The 17,100-nt window shown below is 63.7% G+C and carries 16 protein-coding genes; all 16 read left to right on the forward strand.

The genetic code is table 11. The features are described from left to right. The first annotated feature begins 10 nt into the window (after positions 1 to 10). The 16 genes from ACP7DW_RS14020 (at position 11) to ACP7DW_RS14095 (ending at position 17,098) form a co-directional block, all read left to right on the forward strand. Positions 11 to 1,261, forward strand: coding sequence for a phage portal protein (locus ACP7DW_RS14020; protein WP_426057104.1), 1,251 nt, complete (start codon positions 11 to 13; stop codon positions 1,259 to 1,261). Then, the gene (locus ACP7DW_RS14025; RefSeq protein WP_426057103.1) at positions 1,239 to 2,087 is read left to right on the forward strand and encodes a head maturation protease, ClpP-related; all 849 of its coding nucleotides are present in this window, start codon (positions 1,239 to 1,241) and stop codon (positions 2,085 to 2,087) included. The genes ACP7DW_RS14020 and ACP7DW_RS14025 overlap by 23 nt, the downstream gene beginning before the upstream one ends. After that, the gene (locus ACP7DW_RS14030) at positions 2,087 to 3,373 is read left to right on the forward strand and encodes a phage major capsid protein (protein ID WP_426057102.1); all 1,287 of its coding nucleotides are present in this window, start codon (positions 2,087 to 2,089) and stop codon (positions 3,371 to 3,373) included. Before ACP7DW_RS14025 ends, ACP7DW_RS14030 begins: the two co-directional genes overlap by 1 nt. Before the next feature lie 52 nt (positions 3,374 to 3,425). Further along, on the forward strand, positions 3,426 to 3,587 hold the full coding sequence (locus tag ACP7DW_RS14035; protein ID WP_219114958.1) for a hypothetical protein: 162 nt from the start codon (positions 3,426 to 3,428) through the stop codon (positions 3,585 to 3,587). 3 nt (positions 3,588 to 3,590) lie between these two features. After that, a complete protein-coding gene (locus tag ACP7DW_RS14040; protein WP_426057101.1) occupies positions 3,591 to 3,932 on the forward strand; it encodes a head-tail connector protein in 342 nt (113 codons plus the stop codon). After that, positions 3,932 to 4,276, forward strand: coding sequence for a head-tail adaptor protein (locus tag ACP7DW_RS14045; RefSeq protein WP_426057100.1), 345 nt, complete (start codon positions 3,932 to 3,934; stop codon positions 4,274 to 4,276). The genes ACP7DW_RS14040 and ACP7DW_RS14045 overlap by 1 nt, the downstream gene beginning before the upstream one ends. An 8-nt stretch (positions 4,277 to 4,284) precedes the next feature. Next, the gene (locus ACP7DW_RS14050; protein WP_426057099.1) at positions 4,285 to 4,770 is read left to right on the forward strand and encodes an HK97-gp10 family putative phage morphogenesis protein; all 486 of its coding nucleotides are present in this window, start codon (positions 4,285 to 4,287) and stop codon (positions 4,768 to 4,770) included. A 7-nt stretch (positions 4,771 to 4,777) separates the two neighbouring features. Further along, a complete protein-coding gene (locus ACP7DW_RS14055) occupies positions 4,778 to 4,999 on the forward strand; it encodes a hypothetical protein (RefSeq protein WP_426057098.1) in 222 nt (73 codons plus the stop codon). Beyond that, positions 4,996 to 5,403: a tail completion protein gp17 gene (gp17, locus tag ACP7DW_RS14060; RefSeq protein ID WP_426057097.1), complete on the forward strand. Its 408-nt coding sequence runs from the start codon at positions 4,996 to 4,998 to the stop codon at positions 5,401 to 5,403. Before ACP7DW_RS14055 ends, gp17 begins: the two co-directional genes overlap by 4 nt. Positions 5,404 to 5,475: 72 nt before the next feature. Next, the gene (locus tag ACP7DW_RS14065; RefSeq protein ID WP_289953307.1) at positions 5,476 to 5,928 is read left to right on the forward strand and encodes a hypothetical protein; all 453 of its coding nucleotides are present in this window, start codon (positions 5,476 to 5,478) and stop codon (positions 5,926 to 5,928) included. Between the two features lie 111 nt (positions 5,929 to 6,039). After that, positions 6,040 to 6,465: a hypothetical protein gene (locus ACP7DW_RS14070; protein WP_426057096.1), complete on the forward strand. Its 426-nt coding sequence runs from the start codon at positions 6,040 to 6,042 to the stop codon at positions 6,463 to 6,465. 8 nt (positions 6,466 to 6,473) lie between these two features. Continuing rightward, the gene (locus tag ACP7DW_RS14075) at positions 6,474 to 6,890 is read left to right on the forward strand and encodes a hypothetical protein (protein ID WP_426057095.1); all 417 of its coding nucleotides are present in this window, start codon (positions 6,474 to 6,476) and stop codon (positions 6,888 to 6,890) included. 66 nt (positions 6,891 to 6,956) lie between these two features. After that, positions 6,957 to 12,134: a tape measure protein gene (locus tag ACP7DW_RS14080; RefSeq protein WP_426057094.1), complete on the forward strand. Its 5,178-nt coding sequence runs from the start codon at positions 6,957 to 6,959 to the stop codon at positions 12,132 to 12,134. Next, positions 12,131 to 13,600, forward strand: a complete 1,470-nt coding sequence (locus ACP7DW_RS14085) for a hypothetical protein (protein ID WP_426057093.1) — start codon at positions 12,131 to 12,133, stop codon at positions 13,598 to 13,600. The genes ACP7DW_RS14080 and ACP7DW_RS14085 overlap by 4 nt, the downstream gene beginning before the upstream one ends. After that, positions 13,597 to 16,242, forward strand: a complete 2,646-nt coding sequence (locus ACP7DW_RS14090) for a phage tail tip fiber protein (RefSeq protein WP_426057092.1) — start codon at positions 13,597 to 13,599, stop codon at positions 16,240 to 16,242. Before ACP7DW_RS14085 ends, ACP7DW_RS14090 begins: the two co-directional genes overlap by 4 nt. 1 nt (position 16,243) lies before the next feature. Then, complete coding sequence (locus tag ACP7DW_RS14095; protein WP_426057091.1) at positions 16,244 to 17,098, forward strand: hypothetical protein; 855 nt, start codon at positions 16,244 to 16,246, stop codon at positions 17,096 to 17,098. Positions 17,099 to 17,100: the final 2 nt, after the last annotated feature.

A 17,100-nucleotide genomic window follows, 5' to 3' on the forward strand; every position in this document is an offset into this window, starting at 1 on the left:
CCCAAGCGATGTGAGCGAAGTCCCGGAGCCGGCCGCCGCAGCACCGGTGGCGCCGAGTATCCAGGCGTCGACCGGACACCTGTTTGCCGGCCTGGATGACCCCGACCTGCTGGCCTTCATGCGCACCGGTAGCGGCACAGCGTCGGGCGCCTATGTCAATGCGTCGAAGGCGCTGCAAAACATGGCCTTGCTGCGCTGCGTGACGCTGATCTCGGAATCGATCGGCATGCTGCCGCTCAACCTGGTCGAGCGCGGGGACGAAAAGCGCTATGCCACCGAGCACCCGCTGTACGACATTTTGAAGGCCAAGCCGAACAGCTGGCAGACCGCCTACGAATTCAAGGCGCTGATGCAGCTGCGCGTCATGATGCACGGCAATGCTTATGCCCGCGTGATCTGGTCGCGCGGCCAGGTTCTGCGCCTGATCCCGATGTGCCCGGGCCGTGTCAAGGCCGAGTTGGACGACAGCTGGAACATGGTCTATACATACACCCGCAAGGATGGTAACCAGGTCCCGCTGAAGGCGGAAGAAGTGTTCCACCTGCGCGACCTGTCGGAGGACGGCGTTACGGGGCTGTCCCGCGTGCGTCTGGCGCATGAAGCCATTGGCATCGCGCAGCAGGCCGAGAAGGCCGCCGCGCGCCTGTTCAAAAACGGCGTGATGGCCGGCGGCGCGCTGTCGGCGGCTGGCGCCCTCACCGACAAGGCCTTTGGCCGCCTGCAAGACTCGATCAACGACAAAACCGGCGCCGAGAATGCCGGCAAATGGATGATCCTCGAAGAGGGCTTGAAGGCCGAACAGTTTGCCAACACGGCCGCCGATTCCCAGCACCTTGAAAACCGCAATCACCAGATCGAGGAAATCGCCCGCGCCATGGGTGTGCCGCGCCCGCTGCTGATGATGGACGACACGTCCTGGGGCAGCGGCATCGAGCAGCTGGCCATCCTTTTCATCCAGTTCTCGCTGCAGCACTGGTTCACGATCTGGGAGCAGGGCATCGAGCGCACCCTGTTGTCGAAGGACGACAACAAGAAGCTGCGCGCCAAGTTCAATGAGCGCGCGTTGCTGCGCGGGACCCTGAAAGACCAGGCCGAATTCTTCACCAAGGCGCTGGGCAGTGGCGGCCACGCGCCATGGATGACACAAAACGAAGTGCGCGGGCTGCAAGATCTGGCCCGCTCCAATGACAAGGGCGCCGACGAACTGCGCGCGCCCGCCAACCAAGCGAAGACACCCAATGACCCTGTTAAAACTGCCTGAGATCAACGCCGCCCAGGGCCTGGGCAATATCCAGTTCGACATGCGCCCTGATGCGCTCGAGCGCTGGGAACCGGGCATCCGCGCTGCGGCCGACGACGGTGCCGCCACCATTTCCATCTACGACCGCATCGGCGAGTCGTATGACGGCGAGGGCGTCACCACCAAGCGCATTTCCGCCGCGCTGCGCAATATCGGCGCGCGCGACGTAGTGGTGAACGTCAATTCGCCCGGCGGCGACTTCTTCCAGGGCGTGGCCATCTACAACCTGCTGCGCGAGCACAAGGCCAAGGTCACAGTCAAGGTGATGGGCATCGCCGCCTCGGCCGCGTCCGTGATTGCCATGGCTGGCGACGAGATCCTGATGGGCGATGGCGCCTTCCTGATGATCCACAACGCCTGGGCCATGGCGATCGGCAACCGACACGACATGATCAAGGCGTCCGAGCAGCTGGCCCCCTTCGATGCCGCTATGGCCTCCGTCTACGCCGCCCGGTCCGGGCTGAGTGCGGCGGAAGCGGCGGCCATGATGGACAAGGAAAGCTGGCTGGGCGCGGCCCAGGCCGTCGAGCAGGGCTTCGCCAGCGGCATCCTGGCGCGCGAGCAGATGGGTCACGATCCCGAGGCCAGCGCCGACACGAAATATCTTGCGATGGTGGAAGCGGCCATGGCCCGGGCGGGGCATTCCCGATCCGTGCGCCGCGAAGCCATCAAGTCCCTGTTTTCTGGCATGCCGGGCGCTGCTGGAAAAACCGCCACGCCGAGCGCTGGCACCAAAGAAGTAGCAGCGTCACTGCAAACCCTGATCAATAATCTGAAAGGCAAGTAATGAAAAAAGTAATGATGACCAGCATCGCCACGGCGATGATCGCCAGCGCCCTGGCGGCGCACGCCGGCCAGGCCAGCCAACCCATCCCGCGCGGCATCGTCGCCGTGCGCGCTGACGGCGACGTGAATGCCCTGATCACCGATCTGAACAAGGCATTTCACGCTTTCAAGGAAGAGCACACCCAGCAACTGGCAGATATCAAAAAGGGCAATGCTGACGCCCTGCAGGCGCTGAAAGTCGATAACATCAATGCAGAAATCGCCAAGCTGCAGGCATCGGTCGACGTGGCCAATGAGCGCATGGTGGCAGCCGCCATGAATGGCGGCGGTAATCAGCTGAAAGATAAGGAATACACGGAAGCCTTCAGTGCGCACTTCAAAAAAGGCGAAGTGCAGGCGTCGCTGAACAAGGGCACGGCCAGCGAAGGCGGCTATCTGGCGCCGGTCGAGTGGGATCGCACCATCACCGATCGCCTGCTGGTGGTCTCGCCGATGCGCGCTCTGTGCTTCATCCAGAACATCAGCACCAATGGTTTCAGCAAGCTGTTCAACAACCGTGGCACGAATTCTGGTTGGGTGGGCGAAACGGCGCCACGTCCTGAAACCAACGGACCGACGCTGGGCAGCCTGGCCTACAACACGGGCGAGCTGTACGCGAACCCGGCCGCCACACAGCAGATGCTTGATGATTCCGCTGTGAACTTGGAAGCATGGCTGGCGTCGGAAGTCGAAACCGAGTTTTCGATTCAGGAAGGTGTTGCATTCCTGACCGGTAATGGCGCCAATAAGCCGAACGGCCTGCTGACCTACATCACCGGCGGCGCCAACGCGGCGGCCCACCCCTGGGGCGACATCAAGACCGTCAAGAGTGGCGCGGCAGCGGCGCTGACGGCCGACGGCCTGATCGACCTGGTGTATGCCCTGCCGGGCGAGTATACGGCCAATGCACGTGCGGCGATGAACCGCAACACGCAGGCGGCCATCCGCAAACTGAAAGACGGCCAAGGCAATTACCTGTGGCAGCCATCCTTCGAAGCGGGCGCCCCTGCGACTGTGTTGGGTTATGGCATTGCCGAGATGGCGGGCATGCCCGACGTCGCCGCCAACTCCAAACCGATCGTGTTTGGCGACTTCAAACGCGGCTACATGATCGTCGACCGCACCGGCGTGCGCGTGCTGCGCGATCCGTTCACCAATAAGCCGTACGTGCACTTTTACACCACCAAGCGCGTCGGCGGCGGCCTGATGAACCCCGATGTGCTCAAGGCCTTGACGGTCGCAGCCTAAACCACCAGCACCGGGACTGCCTGGCCCGGTGCGACCCCTGAAAGGAATCACCATGATTTTCAGCAAAGAGTTCCGTGGCGTGCGCGACGGCGAAATCTACCCCGAAACGTTCCAGCCAGGTGACGAATGCCCGCCAGAGCTGGTCGACGCGGCGCTGAGCCTGGAAGTGCTCGAAGTGCCTGAGCCGGTCGAGTCGAAGAAAAAGGACAAGTAATCCATGTTCCTGACACCTGAACTGGCCAAGGGCTACCAGCGCATCGTCGGCAACGATGAGGACGAAGTGATCGGCCTGATCCTTTCGGCCGCTGAGCGCGCCGCGCTGGCCTACCTGAACCGCCAGGTGTTCGTCAACATTGCCGCCATGGATGCGGCCATCACGGCCGGTACCGCCGGCGAGTTTCCGATGGTAATCGAGGACGATATCAAGCTTGGCATCCTGAAGCTGTTCGGCGACATGTACGAAAACCGCGAGGACAGCGTGCTGGCCGTGTCGGTGGCGCGGTTGCCGCTGAGCTCGAAAGAGCTGCTGCGCCCGCACCGCATCGGGAATGGCGTCTGATGCGCGCCGGCCAACTGGACAGCCGGATCACCATCGAGCGGCCAACATCGGCTGATGCCGGTGACGGCTACGGCCCGCAGCCTGGTGGCTGGGTCCCGTTCGCCGTGCGCGTGCCGGTCCAGGTGCAGGATGTCTTGCCCAGCAAGTCGGAAACCGTGCAAGAGGGCTTGGCCGTGGCCACGCGCCGGGCGCGATTGCGCATGCGCTACCTGCGCGGCATCACTTCCGACATGCGCATCACGCTGCATGGTGACATCGACGAGTTTTTCCAGATCGTCGGCGGCCAGGCCGAGATTGGCCGCCGGGAATGGCTGGAAATGACAATTGAGCAATATTCAACCTAGGGGCATTGATGGCTGACGACCGTAACATCACCGGCGGCAAGGCGCTGGACGACTTCCTCAAGTCCCTGCCGGCCAAGATCGAGAGCAACATCATGCGCTCGGCCCTGCGCCAAGGCGCCAACGTATTCAAGGCCGAGGTGCGCGAAAACATTCCCGTCGACAGCGGCGAGCTGCGCCGCAGCGTGCGCGTGGTCACCAAGGCAAAGGGCGGCCAGGTTACGGCATCCGTGCGCGTGGGAAACAAGCGCGCCTGGTACGGCCACATGGTCGAGTTCGGCACCAAGCCGCACAAGATCGTGCCGAAGAAGAAGGGCGCCCTGGTCATCGGCCAGACGCGTGCCATGGTGGTGGACCACCCGGGCGCCAAGCCGCATCCGTTCATCCGGCCTGCATTCGATACCAAGCCCGACGCCGCCATCGCCGCCGTGGGCGCGCAGATCCGCAAGCGCCTGACTGCCGAGGGCATCAACGTGCCTGCGGCTGAAACCGATTAGGACCACCATGAAAATCAAGATGCTGAAAACCATTCCCGGCTCGATCGACGGCGTGACCGTGATCGAGCTGCAGGCCGGTACCGAATACACCATGACCGACGCCGCGCGCGGCCAGCGCCGTGCTGCTGCCTACATCCGCCGCGCCGAGGCCGCCGAAGTCATCGACGCCGCCACCGCCAGCGACCAGGCGCCGGCCGCGCTCGCCCGCAAGGCCCGCGCCAAGAAATGAGCGCCATCAAAGTGATCCGCGCGCTGCTGGTCGCGCATGCGCCGGTGCTGGCCCTAGTGCCGGCGGCGCGCATCGTAGCCGGTACCGTGCCGCAGGGCACGTCGCTGCCTGCCATCGGCCTGACCGAAATCAGCCGGGTCGAGCTACCGACCGTGTCGCTGGGCCAGCGCTCCGTCCAGGTTACCGCACGCGTGCAGGTCACGGTGCACGCCGGCACCTATCCGGATCAAAAAGCCGTGCTGCAGGCGGCCAGGCTGGGCGCGGGCGCGCACACCGGCAATGTCGCCGGCATTGCCGTACGTAGTGTGATGCGCGATGCAGTCGGCCCGGACATGAGCGACGTCGATGCCAGTATCTACCAGCAGTCGCGCGACTTCAAGGTGGTCTACGTCGAAGAAAATTAGCCAGATCCACAGGTTTTCCAGCCCGCCCGTATCGCAATCTGCGTGCGGGCTTTTTTATTGAAAGGTATCAAAATGGCATTTCCCAATGATTTTGAGACAGTCGCCGGCACCAAGCTGTTTGTCTGCGCGACCCGGCCGGCAGACAATACGGTGGCCGCCTTCGCGGCGCTCGCCTGGGTCGAAGTCGGTGACATCACCAGTGTTGGCGGCGTAAAAGGCCGCGAATACAGCACCTCCACACTGGCGACGGTGGGCAGTGCGCACGACCGCGAGAAAAAAGGCAGCTACAAGCTGCCGAACGCCGAAATGGAATGCGCCTGGGTCGAAGACGACGCTGGCCAGATCATCATCGAAGCGGCGGCCAACAACTACACCGTCCCCGCCTTCAAGGTGGAAAAACAGGGCGGCGGCGTGCGCTACTTCACGGCGCAGGTTTCCAAGTTCATCGAAAACCTGGGCACCAGTAACGACACCGTCAAGGGCGCCTTCACCCTGCTGCGCCAGACCGACACCCTCACCGCGTAAGCGGCAACCACCACGGCCACAGGCCGCCCCAGCACCGACCTGGTCCGCTTCGCCCTTCGAGGGGCGGGCGGGCTTGGCACGGGCATTTTTATTTCCCTCGAAAGGTACACCATGGATATCCGCAAATTCGCAGTAGAAGAAACCGCCGTCCTGCACTTGAAAGACGCCAATGACGAGCTGATGTACGCCGACGGCGCCGATGGCGAGCCCGACACCAGCAAGCCGATGCGCATCAAGCTGTATGGCCCCGGCTCGAAGAAATACGCCAAGGTACATGCGGCCAACAACAACAAGCTGTTCACCCGCCTGAAGAAGAAGGGCAAGGAAGACCAGTCCGCCGAAGATAAGGCTCAGGAAAGCGCCGACACCCTGACCGCGCTGACGCATTCGTTCGAAAACATCAACTACGACGCACTGGCCGGCGAAGCGCTGCACCGGGCCGTCTACCTCGATACCAGCATCGGTTTCATCGCCACCCAGGTCAATACCCACCTGAATGACTGGGCAAATTTTACGAAGGCCTCGGCGACGAACTAAGCCAGTTCGTGCGGCACAGCGCCTGGCTCGGCGCCGTGCCCGAGGCTGCGCCCGGCGCGCGCGCCGATGCCGCCAAGCTGTCGCGCCGCGAGCGCATCGAGCGTGACGGCGGCGAGATCGAAATGCCGCCTTTTGACGACGGCGAATACCTGATCGGTTACCTGTACGAGCTGGGCCCGACCGTAGCGGCCGGCATGGGCGCCGGGCCGGTGACCTTTGCCGAGATGGCCGCATGGCAAGCGGCGCGCGGCTTCGAACTGGAACCGTGGGAGGCGCGCCTGCTGCGACGCTTGTCTGTCGACTACCTGGCCGAATCGCACCGCGCTACCGAGAGGAATTGCTCGCCGCCGTGGGGTGGATCGGTTGCCGTGCGCGTCAGCCATGACCGCGCAGCAGCGCGCGCCCTTGAGTTGTTTCTTGCATAGACCGTCCACGTGGCGGTCTTTTTTTTCGTCTACCGCCCATGAGGTGGCTTTTTTATTGGAAACGCGATGATCGTCGGTGATCTTGAAATTCGCCTGCGGGCAGATATTGCCCGGCTGCAGGCCGACATGACGCAGGCGCGCCGTACTGTCACGGAAACCCAGGACAAGATCAACGCGGCCGCCAATGCCATGAAGACGGCACTGGCCGGCATCGGCATTGGCGCCGGACTGGCCGAAATCATCAAGATGGCCGATGAATACGCCAAGTTCACGGCGCAGCTGCGCCTGGCGTCGACGTCGGTCGCCGACTATGCCGCGTCGTACGACGCCGTCAAACGCATTGCGAAAACCTCGCAGCAGGACCTGGCCAGCACGGGGGTGCTGTACGCCCGCATTGCCAATGGCACGCGTGAGCTCGGCACCACGCAAAAGCAGGTGGCGGCGATTACCGAGACCGTCAACCTGGCGCTGCGCGTGAGTGGCGCCACGGCGACCGAGTCGGCGTCGGCCCAGCTGCAGTTGTCGCAGGCGTTCGCATCGGGCACGTTGCGTGGCGAGGAATTCAACGCCGTGAACGAGGCGGCGCCGCGCCTGATGAAGGCGCTGGCTGACGGCATGGGCCTGCCGGTGGGTGCGCTCAAGGCCATGGCCGGCGAGGGGCTGATCACGTCGACTATCATGGCCACGGTGCTGCCGAAGGCGCTGGAGTCGCTGCGCGAGGAAAGCAAGAATATTCAAACGATTTCCGGCGCCTTTACCGTGCTCAAAAACGAAATGCTGGAGTTTTTCGGCATGCAGGCTCAGGCCAACGGTACTGTGGCGCTTATTACTGGCGCCATTCGATTTCTTTCTGAGAATTTGGGCGGCTTGGTCATTATCCTCAAGACTTTGACTGCGTACCAGATCGGTACCTGGTTGACAACATGGGTGACTAAAACGTATCAGCAGGTTTCGGCGAGCATTGCGCTGCGTGCTGCAACGGTGGCGCAAATGCAGGCTGATGTAGTAGCAGCCGACGCGAAAGTGGCGCAACTTGCCGTCACGCAGGTGGCGATAGTTGAAGCGCGCGCGGAAGCCATTGCGCGCCTGTCCCAAGCTCAGGCAAATATTCGTGCGGCCCAGGCCGCTATCGTTGCAGCAGAAGCCGCTGGCGCACAGAGCTACGCTTTGATGGTGCTGCGCACTTCTACGGCGGAACTAGCTGTAGCGGAAGCGGCCCGTTCGGCCATGCTGAAAGAGTTGGCCATTCTTGGTGTGCAACAAAAAAGGATTAGCGAACAGATTGCAGTGGCGGATACCACGCAGGCGGCAGCAAAAGCGCGCCTCGCCGGGGCCACCGGTGTACTGGCGGGGGCCATGCGAGGTCTCAGCGCGGCCACAGCATTTCTTGGTGGCCCACTTGGTGCGGCAATCCTGCTGATCGGGGCGCTGACGTTGGCCTGGCATCATTTTGGCAACACAGCCAAAGAAGCCAACGAACAAGCGGCCGAGTCTTTTGAGGAGGCCCACGCCCGCATTATCAAGGCCCTTGATACCCAGATTGATAAGCAGAAAAACCTGCTGCAGCTTAAAAATCTCGGCTTGACCAATCAGCAGGCGGAAAAAGAACTGCCCATCATCAAGCAACTGGAGGCGGCAACGAAAAGGATGGGCGACCTTAATGCGCGTACCGGTGACTTTGCAGGAATCAGCAACGACGATGCGATTTTCAAGCGGATTGAGTTGAACAAACAGGTTAACGAATTGATTGAAAAGCAAGCAAAAGCCACCAAGGGCGCGGCCGATGTTGCAAAAGTCACAGGTGCTGAAGCCTATAACGAGTGGAAAAAGACCTACGCCACCCGCGAAGAGCAGCGCGCCGCCGAGATCGCCGACTTGAAATCGCGTAATTTGAATGCGGAGCAGTACGCCGACATCCTGGGTCGCATCAATTTGAAGTATGCCGACAAGGGCGCTGCTGCAGGCCTGAAGAAAGAAGAGCAGGCCTATGCCACCCTGATCGCCAGCATCCGCGAGAAGATCGAGGCCGGACGCCTGGAGAACGCCACCGACGTCGATGCGACCGAGAGCCAGAAGCTGCGCATCAAGCTGGAAGAGGAAATCAAGACAGGCAAGCTGAAACTGGCTGACGCGCACCTGGTTGTGGCGCGCGCGGCGCTGGACGAGCTGGCAGCTGAGGAAAAGATCGCCAAGGCCCGTGCCACGGAAAAGGACGTATCCGCGCGCATTCAGGAAAGCACGCTGGCGCGCCAGGACTCCGCCGCGGCGCTGGCGGTGGAATACCAAATGATGGGCAAGTCCAGCGACGCACGTGAATTGGCCATGGTGGCGGTGCGCGAGCAGACGGCGCTGGAAAAGTTCCTGCTTCAGGAAAAACTGGCCGGCAAGGCGGTCACCGATGACCAGATCAAGCGCCTGACGGAAGAGGCGGCCGCGCGCGTGCGCGTCGAGCAGGCCACACTGGCGCAGACCAAGGCGCTGGGCTATGCCGCCCAGCTGGCCGACGAGAACCGCCGCTTTGCTGCCGAATCGCTGTTTGACGAAAAGGCGCGCGCTGCCGCGCTGTTGAAAATCGACGCCGCCATGTGGCAAGAGCGCATTGCCATGGCAGGTGATGGTACCGAGGCCCAGAAGCGCCTGCAGGAACAATACTCGACCTGGTACAGCAACCAGCTGGCCAAGCCCGAGATCGAAGCCAACCGCAAGATGTGGGAATCGATCGATACGACTGCACACGATACGTTCGTGTCCATCTTCGATTCGGGCAAGTCGGCTTTCGACCGCCTGCGCGACACCCTGAAAAACGGCTTGCTCGACCTGCTGTACCAGATGACGATCAAGAAGTGGATCCTGAATATCGGCGCATCAGTGTCCGGGACCGGGGCAGCCGGCCTGGCTTCGGCCGAGGGCCTGGGCCTGACTGGTGGCGCGGCAGGTGGCGGCCTGGGTGGCGTTGCCGGCTTGGCGCAGAGCGCCAAAACGGCCTACACCATCGCCACACAGGGATTTTCCGGCGTAGCCGCCGGGATCGGCGGCAGCATTGCCACCTTGGGTAATCTTTTCGGCTCATCGGCGGTATCTGCGTTCGGTACGGGCATGAGTCTGACCGCTGCGCAGGCCAGCACTGCTGCGGCGGCCTATGGTTCGGCGGGTATGGCAGGTACCGGCTCGGCGCTGACTGCCGGTGCAGCGGCTGGGCCGCTGGTTGCTGCGGCTGCAGGCATTGCAGCGGGCGTGCTGGGTGGGCGAGCAATTTCTGGCCAGTACGGCAGCAACGCGACGGTGAATGCCGGTACCGGTATTGGCGCCGTCGCTGGTGCATTTATGGGCGGCCCTATCGGCGCGGCCATTGGTGGCGCCATCGGTGGCGTGATCGGTGGCCTGGCAAACCGCGCCTTCGGCATGGGCGACAAGAAGTATGGGGAAACGGGTATCACCGGGACGCTGTCGGGCAGCGGATTCACTGGCAACGAGTATGCCAATTGGACGCAAAAAGGCGGCTGGTTCCGCAGCGACAAGAAAGATACGGACCGCAAAGCCGTCGATGCCACGACGTCCAATGCGTTTGTGGAAGCATACGCCGCCATCCGTAATGTCTCGGCCACGCTGGCTAATACGCTCGGCGTTGACACGGCCAGCCTGGCCACGCGCGCCCAGGCGCTGAATATCAACCTGACCGGCCTCACCACGGAAGCGGACAGGCTGGGCGCCGTCACCAAGTTTTTTGAGGGTGTGGGCAATGCGATTGCGCTGGAACTGGTCCCGAGTCTCGGTCAGTTCAAGGTCGGCAACGAAGACCTGAGCACGACCCTGCAGCGCGTGGCCGGTGATTACGCTGGCGTCGACGCGGCGCTGCAGCTGATCGGCCGTACGTCCCAAGACGCCTTTGGCACCGTGGGCGTGGCCACCATTGGCGCGCGCGAGAACCTTATCAAGTTGGCAGGCAGCCTGGACTCGCTCACCAGCGGGACCAGCTTCTTTGCTGAAAACTTCCTGACGGAAGCGGAGCAGATGGCGCCGGTACTGTCGACCGTGGCCGATACGCTGGGCAAGCTGGGCATGGCGGGCACCACGACCATGGAGGATTATAAGAAGAAGGTGCTGGGCCTGAATCTGGCCAGCGCGGCGGATCAAGAGTTGTACATCAAGCTGCTGGCCCTGGCGCCGGCATTCAAGGCCGCCAGCGAATACAGCAACCAGCTGGCCGCCGCGACCGGCAACTATGCCGCCGTGGTCAAGTCGGCCAGCGAGATCGCCAGCGAGCATATGGACCTGCAAAAGCAGCTCAACGAGTTGACCAACAGCGACACGGAACTGCTGGCCATCCAGCGCTCCAGCATCGCCGCCGTCAATCGCGCGCTGTTCGACCAGGTGCAGGCCGCCAAGGCCGTGGTCTCGGCCAAGGACGCACTGGGCAAGGCCTACGACAGAGAGGCGGCAGCGACCCAAACCGCGCTGGATAAATCGAAGTCGTGGGTGTCCACCCTCAACGGGCTGAACCCCAGCCTGGCTCTTGGCGCCCAGTCGACGCTGACGCCAGAGCAGAAGTATGCCGAGGCGCGGGCCCAGTTCGAGAAGACCCTGGCGGCGGCCAATGCAGGCGACACGGCGGCGCAGTCTGGCCTGTCGGCCGCCGAGCAAGCATTCCTGACGGCTTCGCAGGTGGTCAACGCGTCGGACGCCAAATACGCGGCCGATTACGCCCGCGTGATGGCAGCCAATGACGAGGCGCTACGCTGGGCTGGGGCGCAGGTTGACGTGCAGCAGGCCAGCCTGGATGCGCTTACGGCGTCGGTGTCGGGCCTGATCACCATCAACGACAGCGTGCTGACGGTGGCGCAGGCCATCGCCAACCTGCAGGCGGCGATGGGCACGGCCACGGGCTTGGGCGTCAGGTTCGATGGCTCGCATGCTGGCGGCCTGGCCAGCGTGCCGTTTGACGGCTACGCGGCCGAGCTGCACCGGGGCGAGGTGGTGGTCGACGCGCCAGCGGCGGCGGCCATGCGCCGCTATTTCGGTGGCGCGCCAAGCCAGGGCGGTGGCAACACCGATGCCCTGGTAGTCGAGATCAAGAGCCTGCGCGAGGAGGTCAAAGGCTTGCGTGCCGACCAGGATAAGCAGACTGGCGCCGCAATCCGCGCCACCGTCGAATCGAACGATAAGGCCGCCAATCGCGTGGTCGCCGGCATTGACAAATCCACCAAGGCATCTGCCCGGGTAAAACAACCGGAGTATGAAAAATGACGGAAACGCAGTTTTTGGAGTGGCTGCAGCACCCGACTGCCGCGCGCATGGTGCTGATCGAGGCGCAGGTCAACGTGGCGGGCCAGGAAACGACCCGCTACCTTTCCTCCCGGCCCTACGTTACGGGGGAGGGCGACGTGCCAGCCAACATCGAGTACATGCCGTGGGCCACCGGCGGCCTGGCTTTCACCGAGCAGGTCAGCCTGTCGGGCGAGGCAGGCTTGTCCGGCGGCGATATCGAGCTTGACAATGCCGATGGCGCACTCGACGGCTGGCTGGCCGACGTGTGGCGCAATCGCGCGATCAAGGTCTGGACCGGCGACCCATCCTGGCCGCGTGCGGACTTCCGTCTGGTCTTCGATGGCATCCTCGACAGCGTGGTCAGCACCAGCCGCGAATCGTTGACCATGGTGCTGCGCGACAAGCTGCAGCGCCTGAATACGCAGATCACGGAAACAAAGCTGGGCGGCGCGTCGCCCAACAAGGACGCCATCCTGCCTATTCCGTTTGGCGAATGCCACAACGTGTCGCCGCTGCTGACCAATCCGGCCACCCTGGAATACGGCTTTCTCGGCAGCGTGGAGTCCATCGCCGAGGTGCGCGCCAATGGCAAGCCGGTCGCTGTGACCGTCGACAACGCCACCGGGCGCTTCCAGCCCATCACCAACCCGCAGGCCCAGGTGATCACCGTCAGCGTGCAGGGCGACAAGGGCGCCGGCTACGCGCCGCGCATCGCCCCGCTGGTGCAGCGCATCGCCACGGGCTTTGGCAAGGATGCGGACCGCTTCACCCTGGACGACCTGGATCTGGTCAACCTGGCCGCCTTCGACGCGGCGCACCCGCAGCTGGTGGGCTTGTATCTGGCGGACCGGGGCAACCAGGCGCAGGCTATCCAGCAGCTGGCGGCCAGCGTGGGCGCCCAGGCGATCATGTCGCGCGCCGGCCAGTTGCGCCTGGTGCAGATCGCGCTGCCGGGCACCGGCGTGCCCGTGGACATCGGCCCGGACCAGATGAAGGAGCATTCGCTGCACCCGGTGCAGTGCCTGCCTGTCGTGGCGGCCGTGAAGATCGGTTTCGACAAAAACTGGACCGTGCAGGCTGGCCTGACGACCAGCATCCCCCCGGAGCATGCCGACCTGTATGCCACCGAGTGGCTGACGGAGACGGTGGTCGACGCGGCCGTGCGCACGCGCTACCGGCTGAGCGACGACCCGGTGCAGAACGACACCTGCCTGAAAACGCGTGCCGACGCGCATGCGGAAGCGGCGCGGCGCCTGGCCTTGAACAGCGTGCCGCGCACCATTTATGAATTTGACGGAGAGCCGGAAATGATGCTGCTGGAACTGGGACAGGCCGTGACCCTGACGGATGCGCGCTATGGCCTGCAGGATGGCGCACCGGGCGTGGTGGTGCTGCTGTCGCGCTTCTGGCTGACGGGCCGTGTGACCGTGGGAGTGCTGGTATGAGCGTCATGGGCGGCACGCGCGACACACTCATCATGAATACCGTGCCGCGCTATGCGGCACCGATAGACCGCGCATTGCTGCTCACGCCCAGCGCCACGCTCTTCGAGGTGTCGGTGGCGGGCGCGCCGACGCCGGCCGCGATCACGTTTTCGGCGCTGATGCTGGGCGCGGTGGGCGAGATCACGTTTTCCAGCGATCCGACCGTGCCGCTGACTGTGGCCAACGGCGACGCCGTGCTGAAGTTTGCCGACATGGCCGCCAGCATCGTGACGGTGACGGCCACCACGGTCATCGATGGGCTGACCTATGTCGCCCGCCAGACGGTGGCCAAGCAGCAGGCGCTGGACCTGCGCCCGCCGCCGGCGCCGACGGGCCTGGCTACCACCGGGCATCCGGCGACGATTACGCTGGCATGGGACGCGTCGCCAGCCAACTACAGCAACCTGTCGCACACGGAGGTGTGGCGCGCGCCGGTCAATAACTTTGCCCAGGCGGCGCTGGCGGGCCGCGCCGATGGCCGCGAATACGTCGATCCGGTGGGGCCGGGCGTTACCCGATATTACTGGATACGCTACGTCTCGCGCGCGGCCATCCCTGGTCCGTACAACGCCAGCAGCGGCACCATCGGCTCGTCCGATGCGGAAGTCGAGCACTTGCTAGGCGTGCTGACGGGCGAGATTACCGAGTCGCAGCTACATGCCGACCTGGGGGCCAAGATCGACTTGATCGACGTGCTGGACGAGGCCTACGGGGATACGGCCAGCGCGGCGGCGTCGGCCGCCGCTGCCACGGAGGCGGCTGCTGCGGCCTTGCTGTCCAAGCAGCAGGCGGCGGCTGCAGCTGGCCAGGGCGGGCAGTACGCCAGCCAGGCCAGCCAGTCAGCCACGGCCGCCAATGCGGATGCGGGCCGCGCCAGCACCTCGGCAGGCCAGGCATCCCAGGCGGCTAGCGGCGCGGATGAATCGGCATCGGCCGCCCAGGCATCCCAAGCGGCTGCTGCACAGTCGGCGCAAGGCGCCGGCGTCAGCGCCGCTGCCGCCGCTGACAGCAAGCAGAACGCCGCCAGCTACGCGAACGCCGCCGAGACGGCATCGGCCGCATCGAGCGCTGCGAAGGTCAGCGCCGAGGCAGCGCGCGACGGCGCCGCCAACGCGGCACAGGCGGCGTCAGGCTCGGCCGGCACGGCCAGCGCCAAGGCCAACGAGGCGGGTCAGTGGGCCATTGCCGCAAATAATGCAGCCACGACGGCGACGACCCGGGCGGCGGATGCGGGCGTGTACGCGGCGCAGGCGGCCAGTTCGCAGGCCAATGCTGACGGCAGCGCGCAGGCGGCCGCCTCGTTCCTGCAGCAGGCACAGGCAACCCTGCGCGACCCGGTGACGGGCCTGGTCGACAAGTACGCCGCCATCAAGGTGCTGGCCGATGCCACCGCCGAGTCGATGGGCCAGGCGCAGGCGAAATATGGCGTGCAGGTGGACGTCAACGGTGTGGCCGGCGGCTTTGAGCTGATCGGCGGCGGCGGCCGCATCGACTTCGGCGTGCGCGCCAGCACGTTCTCGATTGCGGCGCCGGCCGGCAGCGGCATTGCGTCGGCCGTACCGTTTATTGTACGCACGACCGAGTCCGTCATCGATGGCGTGACGATCCCCATCGGGGTGTATATCGCCAACGCGTTTATCCAGAACGCCGCGATCACCAATGCCAAAATCGGCGGCGATATCTGGTCGAGCAATTTCGTGGCTGGGGCGTCCGGCTGGAGACTGTATCGCAGTGGCAATATGGAGATTAATAATTTGCGGGCGCGGGGCTACGTGCTCGGCGGTGCATTTGTCGACGTCAACTGGCCATCGGCCGGCACCGGATACTACCTGGGTCCGGATGTGTTTCGTATGGGCAACTATGCCAGCGGTAAATATTTTGAGGTGGCTGGCAACGGCAACGTAATCGCCCCGGGTTTTACTATCATCGACGGGAAGGCCACGTTTTCTGGCAATGTGGTCTCAGGTGTCGCCCCTGGATTCCGGATTGAGCAGGGGCCAGATGACCCGGTGTATGCGATGTGGGCCGGTAGCGGCGCCAAAACAGACGCCAATGCTATTTTTTTCCTGAAACGAAACGGTGCCGGCTATTTCGGCGGTTCGTTGTCGGCTGGCATGCTGCGCACCTCGGTAACAAATCCGACATTCGGGCCAATCGAGCAGGTGATCACGGGGCCATTTGGCAGCAATGGCGGGGCGATTACAGTGATCGGTAGTATTGCACTGTACTCGCAGGAGCAATCCAACCGCTACACGTTTTCGCATGGAACCGGCACTACCGGCTGCAGTTTCACGCTGTACCGGACGCTGGCAGGCGGCGCTGAGGCAGCAGTCCATACGTTCTACCTGGCTGGCTCCGAGACATTTAATAATTTTGGTTCGTACGATCCAGAGGGCATCGGTAGCGAGTCGACCGCCACGCGCAGTATTAACGGCTCATTCACATTTACCGATCCCGTACAGTCAAATTTGAATCGCACCTATCGGCTCGTCGCGGCCGTGACGCTCCAGAATTTCACGTACACGAAAAAACCGGGCGCGCCGTCGGGCCTCGATATCACAGGCGACTACGACCAGCGCACCACCATTGTGACAATGGAATGACATGACAAATTTACGCATTATCCACAGCAACGTGGCCGACCGTGCTGTGCTGACAGCGTCGAGCCAGGTCGCAGCGCTCGGCCCGGCCAACCTGCAGATGGACCGTAAATCAGCCGTGCTGCGCGCCGCCGGCATCACGCAGACCATCACGGCCACCTGGCCCACGCAGGAGGTGATGGCCTGCGTGGCGCTGTTCTATACCAACCTGACCAGCACGGCCCGTATGCGCGTGCGTGGCTATGCCCAGCCCGGCGACGCTGTGGCGGTGCTCGATACCGGCTGGACGCAGCCCTGCCGCGAGGCGCCGCTGGGCACCTACCCATTCGGCGAGCTGCCGCTGGGCTGGAATGCTTATACGTGGGGCGGCGCAAATAACTGGGGCGCCGGCGCCGGCAGTGACCTGGTCGCCTGGTTTGCCGCCGTGCTGGTGCGCCAGCTGGTAATCGAGGTGACCGGCATCGATACGCCTGGCGGCTATATCGAAATGTCGCGCCTGGTGGTGGGCAACTACTGGACGCCCGAATACAACGCGTCCTACGGCGCATCGGTGCAGCTGCAGAACACCAGCGAGCCATACCGCACCAGCGCCGGCACCACGAAAACGACGTCGGGCACGGCCAGCAGAAAACTGTCCGTGGAGCTGGAGCACCTGACGCCGCCGGACCGTGCGCGGCTGATGCAGATTCTGCGTGCGTGCGGCCCATCCCGGCCACTGATGTTCAGCCTGTTCCCCGAGAACGCGGACTCGGTGCTCGAGCAGGACCACATGATTTACGGCCGCGTCGCCAACCTGGGCGCGGTCAGCACTCCGTATTACGACGGCTACTCCACACCACTAGAAATTGAGGGGATTTAAAA

The sequence above is a fragment of the Janthinobacterium sp. PSRC1-1 genome, from assembly GCF_049897525.1.
Lineage (GTDB): Bacteria > Pseudomonadota > Gammaproteobacteria > Burkholderiales > Burkholderiaceae_D > Janthinobacterium > Janthinobacterium tructae.